Origin of the sequence: Humibacillus xanthopallidus (assembly GCF_044793955.1) — a bacterium.
Taxonomy (GTDB): domain Bacteria; phylum Actinomycetota; class Actinomycetes; order Actinomycetales; family Dermatophilaceae; genus Humibacillus; species Humibacillus xanthopallidus_C.
Map to the genome: position 1 here is coordinate 1,115,445 of NZ_CP084995.1, position 17,453 is coordinate 1,132,897.

18 protein-coding genes are annotated in these 17,453 nt (G+C 72.4%); 15 read left to right on the forward strand and 3 right to left on the reverse strand.

Features of this window, described 5'->3' with window-relative positions; genetic code table 11:
* Positions 1-206 precede the first annotated feature (206 nt).
* From LG278_RS05080 to LG278_RS05095, 4 genes are all read left to right on the forward strand, one after another.
* On the forward strand, positions 207-407 hold the full coding sequence (locus LG278_RS05080) for a helix-turn-helix domain-containing protein (RefSeq protein WP_404391576.1): 201 nt from the start codon (positions 207-209) through the stop codon (positions 405-407).
* A gap of 212 nt (positions 408-619) precedes the next feature.
* Entirely contained in the window at positions 620-718 is a 99-nt protein-coding gene (locus LG278_RS05085; protein ID WP_003792170.1) for a 30S ribosomal protein bS22, read from the forward strand.
* Between the two features lie 228 nt (positions 719-946).
* Entirely contained in the window at positions 947-1,993 is a 1,047-nt protein-coding gene (locus LG278_RS05090) for an NAD-dependent epimerase/dehydratase family protein (RefSeq protein WP_404391578.1), read from the forward strand.
* Positions 1,990-3,834 (forward strand): 1-acyl-sn-glycerol-3-phosphate acyltransferase, encoded by a 1,845-nt coding sequence (locus tag LG278_RS05095; RefSeq protein ID WP_404391580.1) that lies wholly within the window; start codon positions 1,990-1,992, stop codon positions 3,832-3,834. Before LG278_RS05090 ends, LG278_RS05095 begins: the two co-directional genes overlap by 4 nt.
* A gap of 108 nt (positions 3,835-3,942) precedes the next feature.
* On the opposite strand, the gene LG278_RS05100 is transcribed toward LG278_RS05095, so the two are convergent.
* Together LG278_RS05100 and LG278_RS05105 are read right to left on the reverse strand one after the other, a co-directional pair.
* Positions 3,943-5,235, reverse strand: coding sequence for a hypothetical protein (locus tag LG278_RS05100; RefSeq protein WP_404391582.1), 1,293 nt, complete (start codon positions 5,233-5,235; stop codon positions 3,943-3,945).
* Positions 5,236-5,295: 60 nt separating this feature from the next.
* A complete protein-coding gene (locus tag LG278_RS05105; protein WP_404391583.1) occupies positions 5,296-6,003 on the reverse strand; it encodes a sigma-70 family RNA polymerase sigma factor in 708 nt (235 codons plus the stop codon).
* A 215-nt stretch (positions 6,004-6,218) separates the two neighbouring features.
* Here LG278_RS05105 and LG278_RS05110 point away from each other — a divergent pair, with 215 nt between their 5' ends.
* The 9 genes from LG278_RS05110 (at position 6,219) to LG278_RS05150 (ending at position 15,293) form a co-directional block, all read left to right on the forward strand.
* A complete protein-coding gene (locus tag LG278_RS05110) occupies positions 6,219-6,473 on the forward strand; it encodes a glutaredoxin family protein (RefSeq protein WP_404391585.1) in 255 nt (84 codons plus the stop codon).
* Between the two features lie 150 nt (positions 6,474-6,623).
* Positions 6,624-7,304, forward strand: coding sequence for a redox-sensing transcriptional repressor Rex (locus tag LG278_RS05115; protein WP_404391587.1), 681 nt, complete (start codon positions 6,624-6,626; stop codon positions 7,302-7,304).
* Positions 7,301-8,659 (forward strand): glutamyl-tRNA reductase, encoded by a 1,359-nt coding sequence (locus tag LG278_RS05120; protein ID WP_404391589.1) that lies wholly within the window; start codon positions 7,301-7,303, stop codon positions 8,657-8,659. The genes LG278_RS05115 and LG278_RS05120 overlap by 4 nt, the downstream gene beginning before the upstream one ends.
* Positions 8,656-9,627: a hydroxymethylbilane synthase gene (gene hemC / locus LG278_RS05125; protein ID WP_404391591.1), complete on the forward strand. Its 972-nt coding sequence runs from the start codon at positions 8,656-8,658 to the stop codon at positions 9,625-9,627. Before LG278_RS05120 ends, hemC begins: the two co-directional genes overlap by 4 nt.
* Positions 9,624-11,270: a uroporphyrinogen-III synthase gene (locus LG278_RS05130; RefSeq protein WP_404391593.1), complete on the forward strand. Its 1,647-nt coding sequence runs from the start codon at positions 9,624-9,626 to the stop codon at positions 11,268-11,270. The genes hemC and LG278_RS05130 overlap by 4 nt, the downstream gene beginning before the upstream one ends.
* 13 nt (positions 11,271-11,283) lie before the next feature.
* Positions 11,284-12,255 carry a porphobilinogen synthase gene (gene hemB, locus LG278_RS05135; RefSeq protein WP_404391595.1) on the forward strand — a complete coding sequence of 324 codons (972 nt, stop codon included), beginning with the start codon at positions 11,284-11,286 and terminating at the stop codon, positions 12,253-12,255.
* Between the two features lie 40 nt (positions 12,256-12,295).
* Positions 12,296-12,781 carry a MarR family winged helix-turn-helix transcriptional regulator gene (locus LG278_RS05140; protein ID WP_404391597.1) on the forward strand — a complete coding sequence of 162 codons (486 nt, stop codon included), beginning with the start codon at positions 12,296-12,298 and terminating at the stop codon, positions 12,779-12,781.
* Between the two features lie 339 nt (positions 12,782-13,120).
* Positions 13,121-14,461: a glutamate-1-semialdehyde 2,1-aminomutase gene (gene hemL / locus LG278_RS05145; protein WP_404391599.1), complete on the forward strand. Its 1,341-nt coding sequence runs from the start codon at positions 13,121-13,123 to the stop codon at positions 14,459-14,461.
* A gap of 211 nt (positions 14,462-14,672) precedes the next feature.
* Positions 14,673-15,293: a putative quinol monooxygenase gene (locus LG278_RS05150; protein ID WP_404391601.1), complete on the forward strand. Its 621-nt coding sequence runs from the start codon at positions 14,673-14,675 to the stop codon at positions 15,291-15,293.
* Positions 15,294-15,404: 111 nt separating this feature from the next.
* On the opposite strand, the gene LG278_RS05155 is transcribed toward LG278_RS05150, so the two are convergent.
* Positions 15,405-16,022 (reverse strand): LysE family transporter, encoded by a 618-nt coding sequence (locus LG278_RS05155; RefSeq protein ID WP_404391603.1) that lies wholly within the window; start codon positions 16,020-16,022, stop codon positions 15,405-15,407.
* A 128-nt stretch (positions 16,023-16,150) separates the two neighbouring features.
* Here LG278_RS05155 and LG278_RS05160 point away from each other — a divergent pair, with 128 nt between their 5' ends.
* On the forward strand, positions 16,151-16,831 hold the full coding sequence (locus LG278_RS05160; RefSeq protein WP_404391605.1) for a histidine phosphatase family protein: 681 nt from the start codon (positions 16,151-16,153) through the stop codon (positions 16,829-16,831).
* On the forward strand, positions 16,831-17,445 hold the full coding sequence (locus LG278_RS05165) for a TlpA family protein disulfide reductase (RefSeq protein ID WP_404391607.1): 615 nt from the start codon (positions 16,831-16,833) through the stop codon (positions 17,443-17,445). The genes LG278_RS05160 and LG278_RS05165 overlap by 1 nt, the downstream gene beginning before the upstream one ends.
* Positions 17,446-17,453: the final 8 nt, after the last annotated feature.

The following is a 17,453-nucleotide window of genomic DNA, read 5'->3' on the forward strand; positions in this document are numbered from 1 at the left end:
CTGGCGGTGGTGCAGATCCGGCGCGTTTCGCCGGATTGCAGGCCTGCCCGTCGGCGCGCCTCCTTGCGTTTCATGGGCAGTTCGCTCCCAGCACTTCCCCTCCCGTCACAGCAGCCCCTAATGTTGCTTCTTGCACCTGCGTGACGTTTCGCCGGAGGGGAAGCCGTCGACGCGCGGGTGCATCCACCAGAAGATCGGGGTTTCACATGACGAATGAGCGCCAGCTCGCCGAGGTGCGGTTCCTGACCGTCGCCGAGGTCGCCTCGATCATGCGCGTGTCGAAGATGACCGTCTACCGGCTCGTCCACGGCGGGGAGCTCCCCGCCGTCCGGGTCGGGCGTTCGTTCCGGGTTCCGGAGGACGCGGTGCACACGTACCTGCAGACGGCTTACATCGACACCGCGTGAAAAGCGTCGCTTCGCACCCGAGGGGGCGGCACGGACCCAGCGTCCGAGCCGCCCCCTCGGGCGTGCGGGCCGGTTCTTTTGGGCTCCGGCCCGGCACGCGCTACGCTGTGGGTTCAGTTCGGCTCGTGAAGTTCGGCACCTGTCTATGACGGTCTGTCGGCAACGCCGGCACATCGCACAGTCAAACACCCGTCTCACGACAAGGACGACCAATGGGCTCTGTCATCAAGAAGCGCCGCAAGCGGATGGCGAAGAAGAAGCACCGCAAGCTGCTGCGCAAGACGCGTCACCAGCGTCGCAACAAGAAGTGACCTGAGCGCCTCGACGCGCTCGAACGCACACGACCTCCACCCTCCGGTGGGGGTCGTTCGCGTTGTGGGGGGCCTTTCTGGATCACGTCGGGCGTATGCCGGGTGGTGGCCCGGGTGCGCCCGCCACGACGGATGTCCGGCGGCGTCTGTAGGCTGACCGTGCGCGGGCAGAGCACCACGGATGCCCGGCCCACGAGAGTCCGACCGCCGGGCGACAGGAGGAGCCGTATGGCCAACGTCGTGCTGGTCACGGGCGTGTCCCGTTACCTCGGCGGCCTCTATGCCCGGCGCCTGTCGCACGACCCGTCCATCGAGCGCATCCTGGGCGTCGACGTCGTGCCGCCGCGGCACTCGATCGGTCGGGCCGAGTTCGTCCGGGCCGACATCCGCAACCCGATGATCGGGCGCATTATGAGCCAGGCCGGGGTCGACACGGTCGTGCACATGAACGTCATCGCCACGCCCAAGGACATGGGCGGGCGGGTGACGCAGAAGGAGATCAACGTCATCGGCACGATGCAGCTGCTCGCTGCGTGCCAGAAGTCGGAGTCGGTGACGAGGCTCGTCGTCAAGAGCTCGGCCGCCGTCTACGGCTCCTCGCCCAAGGATCCTGCGATGTTCAGCGAGGACATGAGCCCCAAGAGCCTGCCTCGCACCGGCTTCGGCAAGGACTCGGTCGAGGTCGAGGGCTACGTGCGCGGCTTCTCGCGTCGTCGTCCCGATGTCGAGATCACGATGCTGCGCCTGGCCAACGTCGTCGGACCGACGATCCACACCTCGATCACCGACTACTTCTCGCTGCCGATCGTGCCCATCCCGCTCGGCTTCGACGCCCGCTTCCAGCTCGTGCACGAGGACGACGCCATCGCCGCGATGATCCTCGCCACGACCGGGTCGGCGGTCGGCATCGTCAACGTCGCCGGCGACGGCTTCGTCACCGTGACGCAGTGCACGGCCATCGCGCGGCGTCCGGTGCTGCCCGTGCCCCTGTCGAGTGGCGGACTGCTGGGCGCCATCGTCAAGCGCAGCGGGCTGGCCGACTTCTCCGCCGACCAGCTCACGATGCTCGCCTTCGGTCGAGGGCTCGACACGACCCGGATGCGCACGGTGCTCGGCTTCGAGCCGGTCTTCACGAGCCGGTCGGCCTTCGAGGACTTCGCCCGCCACCTGCGACCCGCGGTGCCCGGGGTCGACGGTGTCGGAGGAGCGGTGTCCGACGCCGCCGGCGGCACCGCCGCTGCCATCGCCCGCGTCTTCGACAGGATCCAGCCGTGAGCGACGACACCAGCGCCGACAAGACCGGCGACCAGACCGGGGCAGCCACGAAGGCCACGAACGCGACGAAGGCGCCGAAGAAGAAGAAGAAGGCGCGGGCCACGAAGGCCGCCAAGACCGCGAGCGCCACGAAGGCGGCGGCGAAGAAGTCGCCCTCAGCGTCTGCTGTCCCGTCGGCGACCGTGGCCAAGAAGACTGCGTCGGCGACGGCTCGGCCGGCGCGCGGTGCGTTTGCCGCCGGAGCGGCTCGGGCCTCGGGCGAGCGCCGCCGCCGCAGCGGCACCCCGCTCATGCCCGACGAGCCGGTCGAAGTCAGTGCAGCGCGTCGGATCGCGATGCTCGAGGGCGCGCCCGCGGATGGTGGTGTCACTCCGCAGGCCCCTCAGGCGGCGCAGACCCCACAGGCCCCTCAGACCCCTCAGACCTCCGAGTCCACGCTCACCACGGAGACTCCCGCGGCCCCGCAGACCGACGCGCCGGCCGTGCCGCGCCGCCGTCCGACGCGTGCCTCGATGCGCACGCGACGCTCCGCCGACGGCGAGCCGACGCGGCTGCGCGCCGTGCCGTCCGTGCCCGACGCCGACGAGGCCACGGCGGCCGAGTCCACCGGCCCGAGCCGGACGCCGTCGCGGCCCACCCGACCGACCCGACCCACCCGAGCCCCGCGCCCGACCCGCCCCGCGCGCACCGCGGTGACCCCCGACCGTGCCACACGGCATACCTCGGGCGGTGGGGCCGGCGCAGGCGACGACTCCGGGCACGACATCCTCGGCGACGTCCTGGACGACGCCGACCTCGACACCGCTCCCGGAGCCGTGGGCGAGGGTGCCGGCTGGGAGCAGGCGCTCACCTCGGGCCTGCAGTCGCGCGCCGAGCGGCTCGTGGGTGCGGTGCTCGAGGCCGCGGAGTTCAGCAGCGAGGCGCGCCCCGGCCCCGCCGAGCTCGTCGACCTCGCGGTCAACGTGCTGCGGGCGGCAGCGACCTCAGCCGGCGTGCCCGCCGAGGAGGTCGAGCGCCAGGTGGCCGAGGCGCTCGCCTACCTGCGCCGCCGGCTCACCGGCGACTACGTCGTCGACGAGTTCGGCTTCGACGAGGACTACACCGTCAACGTGCACCTCCCGCTGCTGCGGCCCTTCTACCAGAAGTGGTTCCGGGTGGAGGTGCGCGGCATCGAGAACATTCCGTCGGTGGGCGGCGCGCTCGTCGTCGGCAACCACTCGGGCACCGTCGCGATGGACTCGCTCATGACGCAGCTCGCGGTCTATGACGAGCACCCCAACCACCGCCACCTGCGCATGCTCGGCGCCGACCTCGTCTTCCAGATGCCCTTCATCGGCACGATGGCTCGACGCTCGGGCACGACGCTCGCCGCCAACAGCGACGCCGAGCGGCTCCTCAGCGGGGGCGCCCTCGTCGGGGTGTGGCCCGAGGGCTTCAAGGGCGTCGGCAAGCCGTTCAGCGAGCGCTACAAGCTCCAGCGCTTCGGCCGTGGCGGCTTCGTGTCGGCTGCGCTGCGGGCCGGTGTGCCCATCGTGCCCGTCTCGATCGTCGGCGCCGAGGAGATCTATCCGATCCTCGGCAACATGCCCACGGTCGCGCGCCTGCTGGGCCTGCCCTACGCGCCGATCACGCCGACCTTCCCGCTGCTCGGCCCGCTCGGCCTGCTGCCGCTGCCGAGCAAGTGGCTGATCGAGTTCGGCCCGCCCATCGAGACGACGAGCTTCGGGCCCGACGCCGCCGACGACCCCATGCTCGTCTTCGACCTCACCGACCAGGTGCGCGAGACGATCCAGCAGACGCTCTACAGCCTGCTCATGCAGCGCAAGTCCGTCTTCCTCTGACCGTCGCCCGGGTCGTCCGGGTCGTCCGGATTGCCCGGCCACGCAGCCGCCGAGCCGGTATGCCGTCCGGGCGAGGTGGCACGTCGTGCTCGTCTCGTCGTGGCGGGGTCAGGGCCCTGGCTGGGGGAGCGGCAGGGTCGCCGTGGGCAGCGACACGGTCGCGCCGGGCAGGGTGACCCCGCCACCGCCGACGGTGACGCTCGAGGTGGTGACGCCGACGTCGGGCAGGGTGACGGTGGGCAGGGGGCCGGGCAGCGTGACGCCACCACCCCCTGCCCCCAGCGTCGCGCTGGTTACCCCGACGGTGGGAAGCCGCACCGCACCGCCCGCCGGCGACGAGGTGCGTGCACCGTCACCCTGCGTGGGTCGTGGGCTCGAGCCCTGCGCGGGCGGGCTGTCGGAGGAACGGGCAGTGTCACGTCCGGTGGGCCGGTCGCCGGCGCGTGCGGAGGGCTCGAGTGAGGGGCTGCCCGGCTCTGCCGGTCCCGAGGTGGTGGGGGCGCCGGCCGTCACCCCCGTCGCGCGGGGCGTCGACACCTCACGCGCGAGGAGCGCCTTCGCGGCGACGGACGCCTCGCCGCAGGCGCTGCACGCGGCGAGCTCTCGCAACGTCGCGTCACGGCTCCGCTCGAGCACGTCGTGGAGCCGCTGCCACGCGGCTCTCGCGATCGGTGGCAGCGCAGCAGGGCTGAGGGCGTCGACCGCCGGCACGACCTCGGCGTGGAAGTCGGACAGCGAGATCAGCGCGTCGACCCGCTGCTCGGAGCGGTAGGCCTCGAGCAGCACCGTGTCGCCCGCCGTCGTCGACGCGGTCGCCGCGTCGAACGCGCCGGCGAGGTCGGCGGCGGCGTCCGGAGTGAGCTCCACGGCGAGGTCGGCACCGGGCTGGGCACCGGGCTGGGCAGCGGGTTCGGCCCCGGGCTGGGCGTCGCCGCCGGGACCCGAGATCAGCTGCACCGCCTCCTCGACGTGCTCGCGGGCCTGGTCGAGGTGCGCCCGGCCGAGGCCCACGGGCTCGCGGTGCAGCTCGAGCACCACCCGGTCGAGCAGCTGCTTGACGGGATAGAGGCGGTCGCCCGGCAGCGCCGACCGGGAGAGCGCGCCGAGCCCGCCTGCGAGCACGAGAAGCACCGCCGCCGCAGCGACGAGCAGCCGGGCCCGCCTGCCGACGCGCATGACCGCTGGTCCGCGATCCCCGGGGGAGTCCGCCGCACCGGCTGGCCCCTCGAGGAGGCGTTGGCGCAGGTCCGCGACGAAGTCCGCTCGGGGGGCCAGCCCCCGCTGGTCGAGCGACTCCACCTCGCGCGCGATGCCGACGAGCGAGGCGATGTCGGGGTCGTCGACCGCCTGCCCCTCGAGGGCACGCTGGAGGAGCGCGCCATCGGCGTTCGCTCCGAGCATGCCCAGCCTCCTACCGGTCCCGCACGGTCAACGACGAGAGGCCGTCCGTCGTCACGCGGCTCATCGATCCAGACCACCGAGCGAGGCGCGCAGCGCGCGGGTGGCTCGCAGCTGGAGCTGCTTGACCGCGCCCTCCGAGCGGCCGAGCACCCGCGCCGTCTCGGCGACGCTGAGCCCCTGGAGGAAGCGCAGGGTGACGCACTCGGCCTGGTCGGGTCGCAGGGCGCGGATCGCCTCGACGAGCTGCTCGTCACGCTGGCGGGAGAGCACGAGCTCGTCCGGCGCCTCGACCCTCACGTCGGCGTCTCGCATGTCGGCGGTCGTCACCTCGAAGCGGAAGCGCGCCGACTTCACGTGGTCGGCGACGAGGTTGCGCGCGATGGTGATGAGCCAGGCGGCGAGGTCCTTGCCCTGCCAGGAGAAGGTGTCGATGCGGCGCAGCGCGCGCAGGAAGGTCTCCGACGTGAGGTCCTCGGCCAGCGCCCGCTGACCGACCCGGACGAAGAGGTAGCGGTGCACGGTGTCGACGTAGGCGTCGTAGAGCTGCCCGAACGCCTCCCGGTCACCGGCCTTGGCGAGCTCGACGAGGGCGACGACGCGCGCGTCGACGACGTCCTCCCGGGACGGCGCGGACCCACGCGCCCCGCTCCCTGAGCCGGGACCGGGGCCGGGGCCGGCGCCGCTGTCGACGGCGGCCCAGACCGCCTCGAGCACGGAGCGCCAGCTCGGCAGGGGGGAGGCTGAGGTCAGGGACGAGTGCTGCGTCACCACGGCAGTGGGCGGACACAGGCCGATACCGCACATATCGGACCCCGCCTGGGTGGACGTCACCCGGGGCGCGGCAGGTGCGGCGCTGGGGACTCGTCGGTGGGCCGACCCCGTGAACGGGCTCATCCCGGCTCACATACCCCCGTCGGTGCCCGGTTACTCGGGCCCTCGGCGCGGGATCGGGCCGGCGCACCGGCCCCACCTACAGTGGGGGTATGCGTGTAGACGAGCCCACCGCCCCGCGGGTCGTGCTGCTCGGCCGCCCCGGGTGCCACCTGTGCGACGACGCCCGCGAGGTCATCGAGCGCGTGACGTCCGAGCTCGGCGTGTCCTGGCAGGAGCACTCGATCGACGACGACCCCGAGCTGTTGCGGCGCTACGCCGAGCAGATCCCCGTGACCTTCGTCGACGGCCGACGCCACGAGTTCTGGCGGGTCGACGAGGCGCGACTGCGCGCCGCGCTCGCCTGAGCCGACCGGCCGGCATACCGCCCGATCACGTGACGTGATAGGTGGCTCACGTCAACTTTGTGCATGGCTTCACAAACGTCTAGCCTGATCTGGTCCCCAGGTGCTCCGCGTTCGTGAGAACGCCTCAGCGAGAGGAGCCGGTGAGCAAGCGTGTCCGCCGACCCCGCACTGCGTCGCGAGATCCCCGACGCAACCGTCGCGCGGCTCCCTGAGTACCTCCGCACCCTGTCCCGGCTCGCCGAGGACGGCGTCCTGTCGGTCTCCTCCGAAGAGCTCGCTGCCGCTGTCGGCGTGCGCTCGGCGCAGCTGCGTAAGGACCTCAGCCACCTCGGCTCCTACGGTGTCCGAGGGGTCGGCTACGACGTCGAGACCCTCGCGCTCGAGATCTCCCGGGCGCTCGGTCTCACCGAGGACTGGCCCGTCGCCATCGTGGGCATGGGCAACCTGGGTCGGGCCCTCGCCTCCTACTCCGGCTTCGTCACCAAGGGTTTCCGCATCGTCGCGCTCTTCGACGACGACCCGGCCCTGATCGGTGAGCAGCTCGCCGACGTCGCCATCAGGCCCCTCGCCGAGCTCGACGCACGGCACGCCGTCGACCCCATCTCGATCGGGGTCATCGCCACCCCGGCACCGGCCGCGCAGTCCGTGTGCGACCGGCTCGTCGGCGCCGGCATCAGCTCGATCCTCAACTTCGCCCCGGCCGTCCTGTCGGTGCCCGCGGGCACCGACGTGCGCCGCGTCGACCTCTCGACCGAGCTGCAGATCCTCGCCTTCCACGCGCAGCGCAAGGCGCTCGCCGCCGGCCACCTCGGATCGGCGGTCGTGTCGTGAGCCTGCTCGTCATCGGCCTGTCGCACCACACGGCCCCGCTCGCCGTGCTCGAGGCGCTCGCCGAGCACCCCGACCGGTCCGGCGCGATCGCGACCGCTGCGCTGTCGTCCGCCACGGCCACCGAGGTCGTCGTGCTCTCGACCTGCAACCGCCTCGAGGTCTATGCCGAGGTGCCGGCCTTCCACCCGGCCGTCGCCGCCATCGGCGAGGCGCTCGCCCTTGCTGCCGGCGTGTCGTCGACGCCGCGGTCGGCTGAGCCGTCCGACGACCTGCCCCACCGGGCCGAGGTGCTCGCCGACCACCTCTACGTGCGCCATGACGAGGGAGCCGTCGCCCACGCCTTCACCGTCGCCTGCGGGCTGGACTCGATGGCCGTCGGCGAGGCCCAGGTGCTCGGCCAGATGCGTGATGCCCTTGCCGTGGCCCAGGCGCGCGGGCAGGTGGGTGAGTCGCTCAACTCGCTCTTCCAGCAGGCGCTGCGGGTCGGCAAGCGTGCGCACGCCGAGACCGACATCGACCAGCACAGCGTCTCGCTCGTGCACATCGCCCTCGAGCAGGCCGCCGAGCGTCTCGGCGACCTCACCGGGCGCAGCGCCGCCGTCGTCGGGGCGGGCAGCATGAGCGGTCTGGCCGCGGCCACCACGCGCAGGGGCGGCATCGGCTCGCTCACCATCGCCAACCGCACGGCCGAGAGGGCGCAGCGGCTCGCTGAGGCCACCGACGGCGACGCCCGACCGTGGGCCGAGCTCGCCGACGTCGTGGCCGAGAGCGACCTCGTCATCACCTGCACCGGCGCCGTCGGGCACGTCATCACGGGCGAGACCCTCGCCCGCAGCGCGCGGCTTCGCGCCGGACGCCCCCAGGTCGTCATCGACCTCGCCCTGCCCCGCGACGTGGAGCCCGCCGACGACTGGGCCACGGATGCCCCCGGCGTGACGCTCGTCGACCTCCAGCACCTCGGGCGCCTGCTCGAGGGTCGGGCCGACCGCACCGAGGTCCGTCGCGTCGGCGAGCTCGTCACGGCAGAGGTGGCCGACTACCTCACCCGGCGCATGGAGAAGACCGTCACGCCGACGGTCGCGGCACTGCGCGCCCGGGCCGCGAGCCTCGTCGCGGGCGAGATGGAGCGTCTCGACCAGCGGCTGCCGCACCTCGACGAGCAGACCCGAGCCGAGGTGGCGCTCGCCGTGCACCGGGTCGTCGAGAAGCTGCTCCACACCCCGACCCGCCGGGTCAAGGAGTTCGCGATGGAGGGCAGCGGCGACGACTACGCCGCAGCCCTGCGCGAGCTCTTCGACCTCGAGCCCAAGGACGTCGCCAACGTCTCGGCGCCGCCGAAGCGGAGGACGTCATGACCGTCCTGCGCCTCGGCACCCGTCGCTCCGCCCTAGCGACCACCCAGTCGCGGTGGGTCGCCGACCGGCTCGCCGACCTCGGCCACGAGGTCGAGCTCGTCGAGATCACGACCGAGGGCGACCGCAGCGGCGAGCTGCTCACGACCATCGGCGGCACCGGCGTCTTCGTCTCGGCGATCCGCGATGCGCTGCACGAGGGCCGCATCGACGTCGCCGTGCACTCCCTCAAGGACCTGCCCACTGCGCCCGACCCCGAGCTCGTGCTCGCGGCCATCCCGGTGCGCGAGGACAGCCGCGACGTGCTCGTCGCCCGCGACGGCCTGACCCTCGGCGAGCTGCCCGTCGGCTCGGTCGTCGGCACCGGCTCGCCCCGGCGTGCGGCCCAGCTGGCCGCGCTGGGCCTCGGCCTCGACGTCCGGCCGATCCGCGGCAACGTCGACACGCGCATCCGCTTCGTCGCCACCGGTGCGCTCGACGCCGTCGTGCTCGCCCGGGCCGGTCTCGCGCGGCTCGGGCGTCTCGACGAGGCCACCGAGGTGATCGACCCGATCCAGGTGCTCCCGGCGCCCGGGCAGGGTGCCCTCGCCGTCGAGTGCCGCACCGACCGCCCCGACGTCATCGCCGCCGTCGCGGCGCTCGACGACCCCGACACCCGCACCTGCGTCACCGCCGAGCGGTCGCTGCTGTCCACGCTCGAGGCGGGGTGCACCGCTCCCGTCGGGGCGCTCGCCGAGGTCGTCGAGGGTGACGACGGGCTCGAGCTCTCGCTGCGCGCGTTCGCCGGCAGCGAGGACGGCAGCCTCGAGCTGCGGCGCTCGCTCGTCGGCGACTACACCCAGCCGGCGGCCCTCGGGGCCCGGCTCGCCCAGATCCTCCTCGAGGACGGCGCCGCCGACCTCACCACCACCAACGGGGCCGCCGCCCCGACCCCAGACCGCGCCCCACACCGTTCGGAGCATGTCTCGTGACTCGTACCCACCAGCCGTCAGAGACGACGGCGTCGACCACCTCGGCTCCGACGACGCCCGCCCGCGTCGCGTTCGTCGGATCCGGCCCCGGCGACCCCGGACTGCTGACGTTGCGCGGTCGCGACCTCATCGCGGCGGCCGACGCCATCATCCTCGACCGCGTGACGAGCGAGGCCGACGTGCGTCACCACGCACGCCCCGACGTCGAGGTCATCGACGCCGGCCACGGCGAGCAGGGCCAGGAGCTCACCCAGGCGGTGCGCGCCAAGCTCCTCGTCAAGGCCGCCAAGTCGGTCGGCCCGTCCGGCCTCGTCGTGCGCCTGATGGACGGCGACCCGGCCACCTTCAACGGTCTCGTCGAGGAGGTCCGCGCCTGCCGCAAGGCCGGGCTGAGCTTCGACGTCGTCCCCGGGGTCTCAGCCGTCACCGCCGGTCCGACGTATGCCGGTGTGCCGCTCACGTCGAAGGCGACGGGAGCGCTCCACGTCCTCAGCGTCGACCGCAGCCTCGACTACACGGCATACACCTCGTCGGACGACACGGTCGTGCTCGTCGGGGCGCCGGCCTCGATCCGCACCGGCCTCGCCGGCCTGCTCGCAGCCGGTCGTGCCGCGGAGTCGCCCGTGGCGCTCAGCGAGCGCGCCACGACGGTGCGGCAGTCCTCCGTCGCCACGACGCTCGGGGCAGTTGACCGACTCTTCAGCGGCAAGGACGCGTTCGATGTCACGATGGCCATCGTGTCGCCCAACGTCGACCTGAGGGACGAGTTCGCCTGGTTCGAGACCAAGCCGCTCTTCGGCTGGAAGGTGCTCGTGCCGCGCACCCAGGCGCAGGCGGGTTCCATGGTCGACCGTCTCGCGGGCTACGGCGCGACCGCCGACGTCGTGCCCACGATCTCGGTCGAGCCCCCGCGCACCCCGCAGCAGATGGAGAAGGCCGTCAAGGGTCTCGTCACCGGGCGCTATGAGTGGATCGGCTTCACGTCGGTCAACGCCGTGCGCGCCGTGCGGGAGCGCTTCGAGGAGTTCGGGCTCGACGCCCGTGCCTTCGCCGGGCTCAAGGTCGCGGCCGTCGGCGGCGTCACCGCCGCCGCGCTGCGCGAGTGGGGCATCAACCCCGACCTCGTGCCGAGCACCGAGCAGTCGGCCGCCGGTCTGCTCGAGGACTGGCCGCCCTTCGACGAGGTCTTCGACCCGATCAACCGCGTGCTGCTGCCACGCGCCGACATCGCCACCGAGACGCTCGTCGCCGGGCTGCGCGACATGGGCTGGGAGGTCGACGACGTCACGGCCTACCGCACGGTGCGCGCCGCTCCGCCGGCCGCCGAGATCCGCGACGCCATCAAGGGCGGCGACTACGACGCCGTCGTCTTCACGTCGAGCTCGACGGTGCGCAACCTCGTCGGCATCGCCGGCAAGCCGCACCCCGCCACGGTCGTCGCCTGCATCGGACCGGCCACGGCCAAGACGGCGCAGGAGCACGGTCTGCGGGTCGACGTGCTGGCCCCGGAGGCCTCGGCGCTCAGCCTCGTCGACGCACTCGCCGGCCACGGCGTGGGCCTGGCGGTCGCTGCGGCGGAGGCCGGCCAGCCGGTCCAGCGTCCGAGTGACAAGCGTCCGGCCTCGCGCCGTCGCGCCCGCTGACGGCGGCGTCACGGTGATCGAACGTCCCCGCCGGCTGCGGCAGACCCCGGCGCTGCGCTCGCTCGTCGCCGAGACCAGGCTGCATCCGCGCGATCTCGTGCTGCCTGTCTTCGTGGCCGACGGGATCGATGCCCCGGCGCCGATCCCGTCGATGCCGGGCGTGCAGCACCACACTCTGACGAGCGTCGTCGAGGTCGCTCGGCGCTGTGTCGATGCGGGTCTCGGCGGGATCATGCTCTTCGGTGTGCCGCGCGAGCGCGACAAGGACGCGAGCGGCAGCGGCGCCGTCGACCCCCACGGCATCCTCAACGTCGCCCTGCGCACGGTGCGCGAGGCGGTCGGCGACGACCTCGTGGTGATGGCCGACACGTGCCTCGACGAGTTCACCGACCACGGCCACTGCGGGGTGCTCGACGACCGTGGCCGCGTCGACAACGACGCCACCAACGAGCTGTATGCCGCGATGGCTGTCGCGCAGGCACGCGCGGGCGCCCACGTGGTCGCCCCCTCGGGGATGATGGACGGTCAGGTCGCGGTCATCCGTGAGGCACTCGACCACGAGGGCTTCACCGACACCGTCATCCTCGCGTACGCCGCGAAGTACGCCTCCGCCTTCTACGGACCCTTCCGCGAGGCCGTCCAGTCCAGCCTGCAGGGTGATCGCCGCACCTACCAGCAGGACTCGGCCAACGTCGTCGAGTCTCTCCGCGAGATCGACCTCGACATCGCCGAGGGCGCCGACATCATCATGGTCAAGCCGGCGATGTCCTACCTCGACGTCGTCTCGGCCGCTGCCGAGCGCGCGTCGGTGCCGGTCGCGGCCTACCAGGTGTCGGGGGAGTACGCCATGATCCAGGCGGCGGCCGCCAACGGCTGGATCGACCTGCGCGGGGCCGCTCTCGAGTCGCTGACCTCGATCCGGCGAGCAGGGGCGCAGATCGTCCTGACGTATTTCGCCCTCGACGTGGCCGACTGGCTGGCCTGAGCCCACTACGATCTGTGCACAGTAGAGGGGAGGTGACTCCATGACGCCTGCAACGGGGGATGGAGTGCGGTGGCTCAGCGACGCCGAGCAGGCCTCGTGGCGCGCCATCCTGCGCGGCACCCGGCTGCTCGAGCGGGCGCTCGACGACGCCCTCGACGAGCCCGGCCTGCAGCTGTCGGAGTACGAGATCATCTCGATGCTCTCCGAGAGCGACAACCACCGGCTGCGCATGTCGGAGCTCGCGTCGATGGTCGTGCAGTCGCGCAGCCGCCTCACCCACACCGCCAAGCGACTCGAGGACCGGGGCTGGGTGACGCGCGAGCAGTGCGCCGACGACAAGCGTGGGGTCGAGCTCGTGCTGACGCCGGGCGGTCTCGCCGCCGTGCGCGAGATCTCCGCGGTGCACGTCGAGAGCGTGCGCAGCAACCTCGTCGACATCATGACGCCCGAGCAGTTCCAAGCCATCGGCGACGCGATGGCGATCGTGCGCGACCACCTCGACCCCGACGGCGTCAGCGGCCGCTGACCCACCTCCCCCCGTCGAGTGGGCACTTTCCACCGGCATACCTCGTCGGCAACGGGGCACTCGACTTGCCGCCCCGTCGAGTGCTCACTTTTCGACGTGGGAAGTGCCCACTCGACTTGCCGCCCCGTCGAGTGCTCACTTTTCGGCGGTGGAAAGTGCCCACTCGACGTGCTGCCCCGTCGAGTGCTCACTTTTCGACGGTGGGAAGTGCCCACTCGACTTGCAGCCCCGTCGAGTGGGCGTTTTCCACCAAGCGCCCGCGGTGGGAAGTGCCCACTCGACGAGAGGGGGGAGGGGGCGGCACTGGGGGGCGCGGCGGGGGGCTGGGAGACTGGGGGCATGAGCTCAGGCCCCGTGACCACCCAGCCGACCACCGACGTCCCGGCGTCCGCAGCGCTGCTCGAGCGCGCGAGCCGGGTCATCCCGGGTGGCGTCAACTCGCCGGTGCGAGCCTTCCGGGCCGTCGGCGGCACGCCGCGCTTCATGGCGAGCGGGGCGGGGCCGTGGCTGACCGACGCCGACGGCAATCGCTATGTCGACCTCATCTGCTCGTGGGGTCCGATGATCCTCGGCCACGCCCACCCCGACGTGCTCGCAGCCGTCACCACCGCTGCCGCCAAGGGCTTCTCCTTCGGCACCCCCTCGGAGAACGAGGTGCTGCTCGCCGAGGAGATCGTGGCCCGGATGGAGCCGGTCGAGCAGGTGCGCCTCGTCAACTCCGGCACCGAGGCGACGATGTCGGCGCTGCGCCTCGCGCGCGGCTTCACCGGCCGCGACGTCGTCGTGAAGTTCGCCGGCTGCTACCACGGCCACGTCGACGCCCTCCTCGCCTCGGCAGGCTCGGGCGTGGCCACCTTCGCGCTGCCCGACTCGGCCGGAGTGCCGCGCTCGAGCGCCGGCGAGACGATCGTGCTGCCCTACAACGACCTCGCCGCCCTCGAGGCCGCCTTCGCCGAGCGCGGCCACGAGATCGCCGCCGTCATCACCGAGGCGGCACCGGGCAACATGGGCGTCGTGCCCCCGGCTCCCGGCTTCACCGAGGGGCTGCGCCGGGTCACCGCCGCCCACGGTGCGCTGCTCATCTCCGACGAGGTGATGACCGGCTTCCGCTGCTCGCCCTCGGGCTACCACGGCCTCGAGGAGCACCCGTCCGGCGCCGCCGACCTCTACACCTTCGGCAAGGTCATGGGGGGCGGCTTCCCGACCGCGGCCTTCGGTGGGCGCGCCGACGTGATGGCGATGCTCGCCCCCCAAGGGCCGGTCTACCAGGCGGGCACCCTGTCCGGTAACCCGGTCGCCTCGGCGGCCGGCCTCGCGACGCTGCGCGGGTGCACCCCCGAGGTCTATGCGCGGCTCGAGGTCGTCAGCCGAGCCATCGCCGACGCCACGACGACCGCGCTGTCGGCCGCCTCGGTGCCGCACACGATCCAGTGGGCGGGATCGATGTTCTCGGTCTTCTTCCGCGGCGGGGCCGTGACGGACTACGACGGCGCCCGCGAACAGGACACCGACGCCTTCCGCCGGTTCTTCCACGCGATGCTCGACCACGGCGTGCACCTGCCGCCGAGCGCCTTCGAGTCGTGGTTCGTCTCCTCGTCGCACGACGACTCGGCAGTCGAGCACGTGCTCGCGGCCCTCCCCGCCGCAGCCCGCGCAGCCGCCACCCCCGACGCGGGGTGACCGCCCCGGACTGAGCACCCACCGACACCCGCCTGACCACCGATTCGAGGTCATCCAGGCAGGCCCGTCCGTGCCGGGATCACCTCGACCGCGGGGCTGTCTGCCCGGTCCGTCTTGCCCGTCGCCTCTTGCCGTGTGCCTCGACGTGGGTGGACGCTGGAAGGCGACGGCGGCGCCGTCGGGGTGCCGCCTCGATTGAGGGAGGTGGGCCGTGCACGCACGATCCACGACGGTGATGGGCCAGCCCGGCATGGTGGAGACGGGCATCGCACACGTGCAGGACGTGGTGATGCCGCAGGTCAGGGCGATGGAGGGGTGCGTCGGGCTGTCGCTCCTCGCCGACCGCACGAGCGGACGGTGCATCGTCACGACCGCCTGGCGCGATGAGGAGGCGATGCGCGCGACGGCTGGCGCCGTCATGAAGATGCGCTCGGACGCCGCTGCCCTCCTGGGCGGCGAGGCCACGGTCGAGGAGTGGGAGGTCGCCTACCTCCACCGCGACCACCGGGCGGCCGACGGCGCCTGCGCGCGGGTGACGTGGTCCGAGTCGGACCCCGCGTCCATCGATCGGGTCCTCGATGCCTTCAAGATGGGGATCATGCCCCGGGTCGAGCAGCTCGAGGGCTTCTGCAGCGCCAGTCTCTTCGTCGACCGGGCCACGGGCCGCGCCTGTGTCACCGCGACCTACGACTCCGAGCAGGCGATGGCGGTGACCCGTGACGCCGCCATGGGGTTGCGGGCCGACCTGGCCCAGGACACGGGGACACACATCACGGAGGTGGCGGAGTTCTCGCTCGCGATCGCGCACCTCGACGTCCCCGAGCTCGTCTGATGACCGGTTCTGCCTGGTTCTGACCAGACGGTTCGAGGTGATCCCGACAGCCGCGTGGCTGCCGGGATCACCTCGATCAGGGGAGCGCGCGAACAGAGCGTGGGGAACGTCTCAGTGGACCGTCGCGAGCAGCACGCCGACGCCGACGAAGAGCCCCCCGAAGACCCGGTTGATCGTGCGCTGACCCGACTCCCGCCTGGCGAGCCGACCCAGCCCGCGAGCAGCGGCCGCGAAGAAGAACCACATGACCACGACGTCGATGACGACGACGGTCGCGGCGAGCACGGCATACTGCGGCAGCAGCGGGCGGTCGGTCACGATGAACTGCGGCATGAAGGCGAGGAAGAAGACGACGGCCTTCGGATTGGTGAGGTTGACGAGGAGCCCCCGGCGAAACATCGACCCCGCGGGCTCAGGCTCCGGCTCGCCGATGATGACCCCCGTTGCACGAGAACGGAACTGGCGCACACCGAGGTAGGCGAGGTAGGCGGCTCCGGCATACCGGATGACGTTGAAGAGCACCGGCGAGCCCGCCACGAGCACCCCGACCCCAGCAGCGACGATGGCGATGTGCGCGACGAGCGCGACCTGCTGGCCGAGGATGCCCCAGATCGAGCGGGTCCAGCCGGAGCCCAGCGAGTTGGCCATCGTGTTGATGGCCCCGGCCCCCGGGGTGAAGGAGATGAGCGTCCCCGCGCCGACGAGGGTGAGCCAGAGTGACCATGACACGACAGGGAGTCTAGGTCGCCTGCCGTATGCCGTCCGGTCCCGTCCACGTCCGACGCGCGCCCCTCGTCGGGCGGGCGGTGTCCGGAGCGGATTCGGTCCTCGCCTGCACGTTTGAGAGACTGTCGACCATGAGCGCGAGCGCGACCGGGATGCCGGCAGACGGGACGGCGGACGCCCCCGAGCTGACCGTCGTGCACCTCATGCGCCACGGGGAGGTCCACAACCCCGAGGGTCTGCTCTACGGGCGCCTCGAGGGCTACCTGCTCTCCGACCTCGGCGAGCAGATGGCCGGGGTCGTGGCCCGGCACCTCGAGCCCAACGACATCACCCACGTTGTCGCCTCGCCTCTCGAGCGGGCCCAGCAGACCGCGGCTCCCGTCGCGCAGGCGCACGAGCTGCCGATCGCGACCGACGAGCGCGTCATCGAGGCGGCCAACCACTTCGAGGGCCGCTCGGTGGGCATGGCCGACCTCATGCACCCGCGCAACTGGCACCTCTTCAGCAACCCGCGCACCCCCTCCTGGGGCGAGCCCTACGAGGAGATCGCCGAGCGCATGCTGGCGGCGATCGACGATGCGCGCCTCGCCGCCCACGGCCACGAGGCGGTCATCGTGAGCCACCAGCTGCCGATCTGGACGGCCCGCAACAAGCTGGCCGGCCACCGGCTGTGGCACGACCCGCGCCGCCGCGAGTGCACGCTCGCCTCGCTGACGTCCCTCACCTACTCGGGCGACGAGCTGTCGTCGATCACCTACTCCGAGCCGGCCGCCGCCCTGCTCGGGCAGGCCAGCAGGAGCGTGGGCGCCTGATGCACCAGCCCGACCGGCGCACCGCACTGCGGTGGGGCGCCCTCGCTCTCGCAGGCGGTCTCGTGACCGTCACCGCCGCGTGCTCGAGCGACCCCAACTCGGTCGAGGAGCAGGCCCGCTCGGGTGACCGCAAGGGCTACGTCGCCGGTGACGGGTCGATCGAGCAGCTGGCCGTCGGCGACCGTGGTGAGCCGGTGACCTTGTCGGGCACGACGCTCGAGGGCCAGCCGTGGAGCCTCGCGGACCGGGCCGGCACGGTCGTCGTCGTCAACGTGTGGGGCTCGTGGTGCCCGCCGTGCATCGAGGAGACCCCGGCGCTGCAGAAGGCGTGGGAGAAGGTCCAGGCCGATGGCAAGCGCGTCGACTTCATCGGGCTCGACAAGCTCGAGAGCCCCGAGACCGGGCTCGCCTTCCAGAAGGCCAACGACGTCACCTACCCCTCCCTCGCCTACGACGGTGGCGTGCCGATCCTCTCGCTGCAGGGCAAGGCGTCGGCGACTCCGACGACCCTCGTGCTCGATGCCCAGGGCCGCATCGCCGCCCGTGTCTCGGGCCCGGTCACGACGACGACGCTCCTCGGCCTCATCGACGACGCCATCGACGAGAAGGCCTGAGGCGCCGC

Bases quoted from the DNA above. Each gene is read 5' to 3' on its own strand.
- LG278_RS05080 (WP_404391576.1), top strand. From the start codon at position 207: ATGACGAATGAGCGCCAGCTCGCCGAGGTGCGGTTCCTGACCGTCGCC.
- LG278_RS05085 (WP_003792170.1), top strand. From the start codon at position 620: ATGGGCTCTGTCATCAAGAAGCGCCGCAAGCGGATGGCGAAGAAGAAG.
- LG278_RS05090 (WP_404391578.1), top strand. From the start codon at position 947: ATGGCCAACGTCGTGCTGGTCACGGGCGTGTCCCGTTACCTCGGCGGC.
- LG278_RS05100 (WP_404391582.1), bottom strand. From the start codon at position 5,235: ATGCTCGGAGCGAACGCCGATGGCGCGCTCCTCCAGCGTGCCCTCGAG.
- LG278_RS05110 (WP_404391585.1), top strand. From the start codon at position 6,219: ATGCGTGTAGACGAGCCCACCGCCCCGCGGGTCGTGCTGCTCGGCCGC.
- hemC (WP_404391591.1), top strand. From the start codon at position 8,656: ATGACCGTCCTGCGCCTCGGCACCCGTCGCTCCGCCCTAGCGACCACC.
- LG278_RS05140 (WP_404391597.1), top strand. From the start codon at position 12,296: ATGACGCCTGCAACGGGGGATGGAGTGCGGTGGCTCAGCGACGCCGAG.
- hemL (WP_404391599.1), top strand. From the start codon at position 13,121: ATGAGCTCAGGCCCCGTGACCACCCAGCCGACCACCGACGTCCCGGCG.
- LG278_RS05160 (WP_404391605.1), top strand. From the start codon at position 16,151: ATGAGCGCGAGCGCGACCGGGATGCCGGCAGACGGGACGGCGGACGCC.
- LG278_RS05165 (WP_404391607.1), top strand. From the start codon at position 16,831: ATGCACCAGCCCGACCGGCGCACCGCACTGCGGTGGGGCGCCCTCGCT.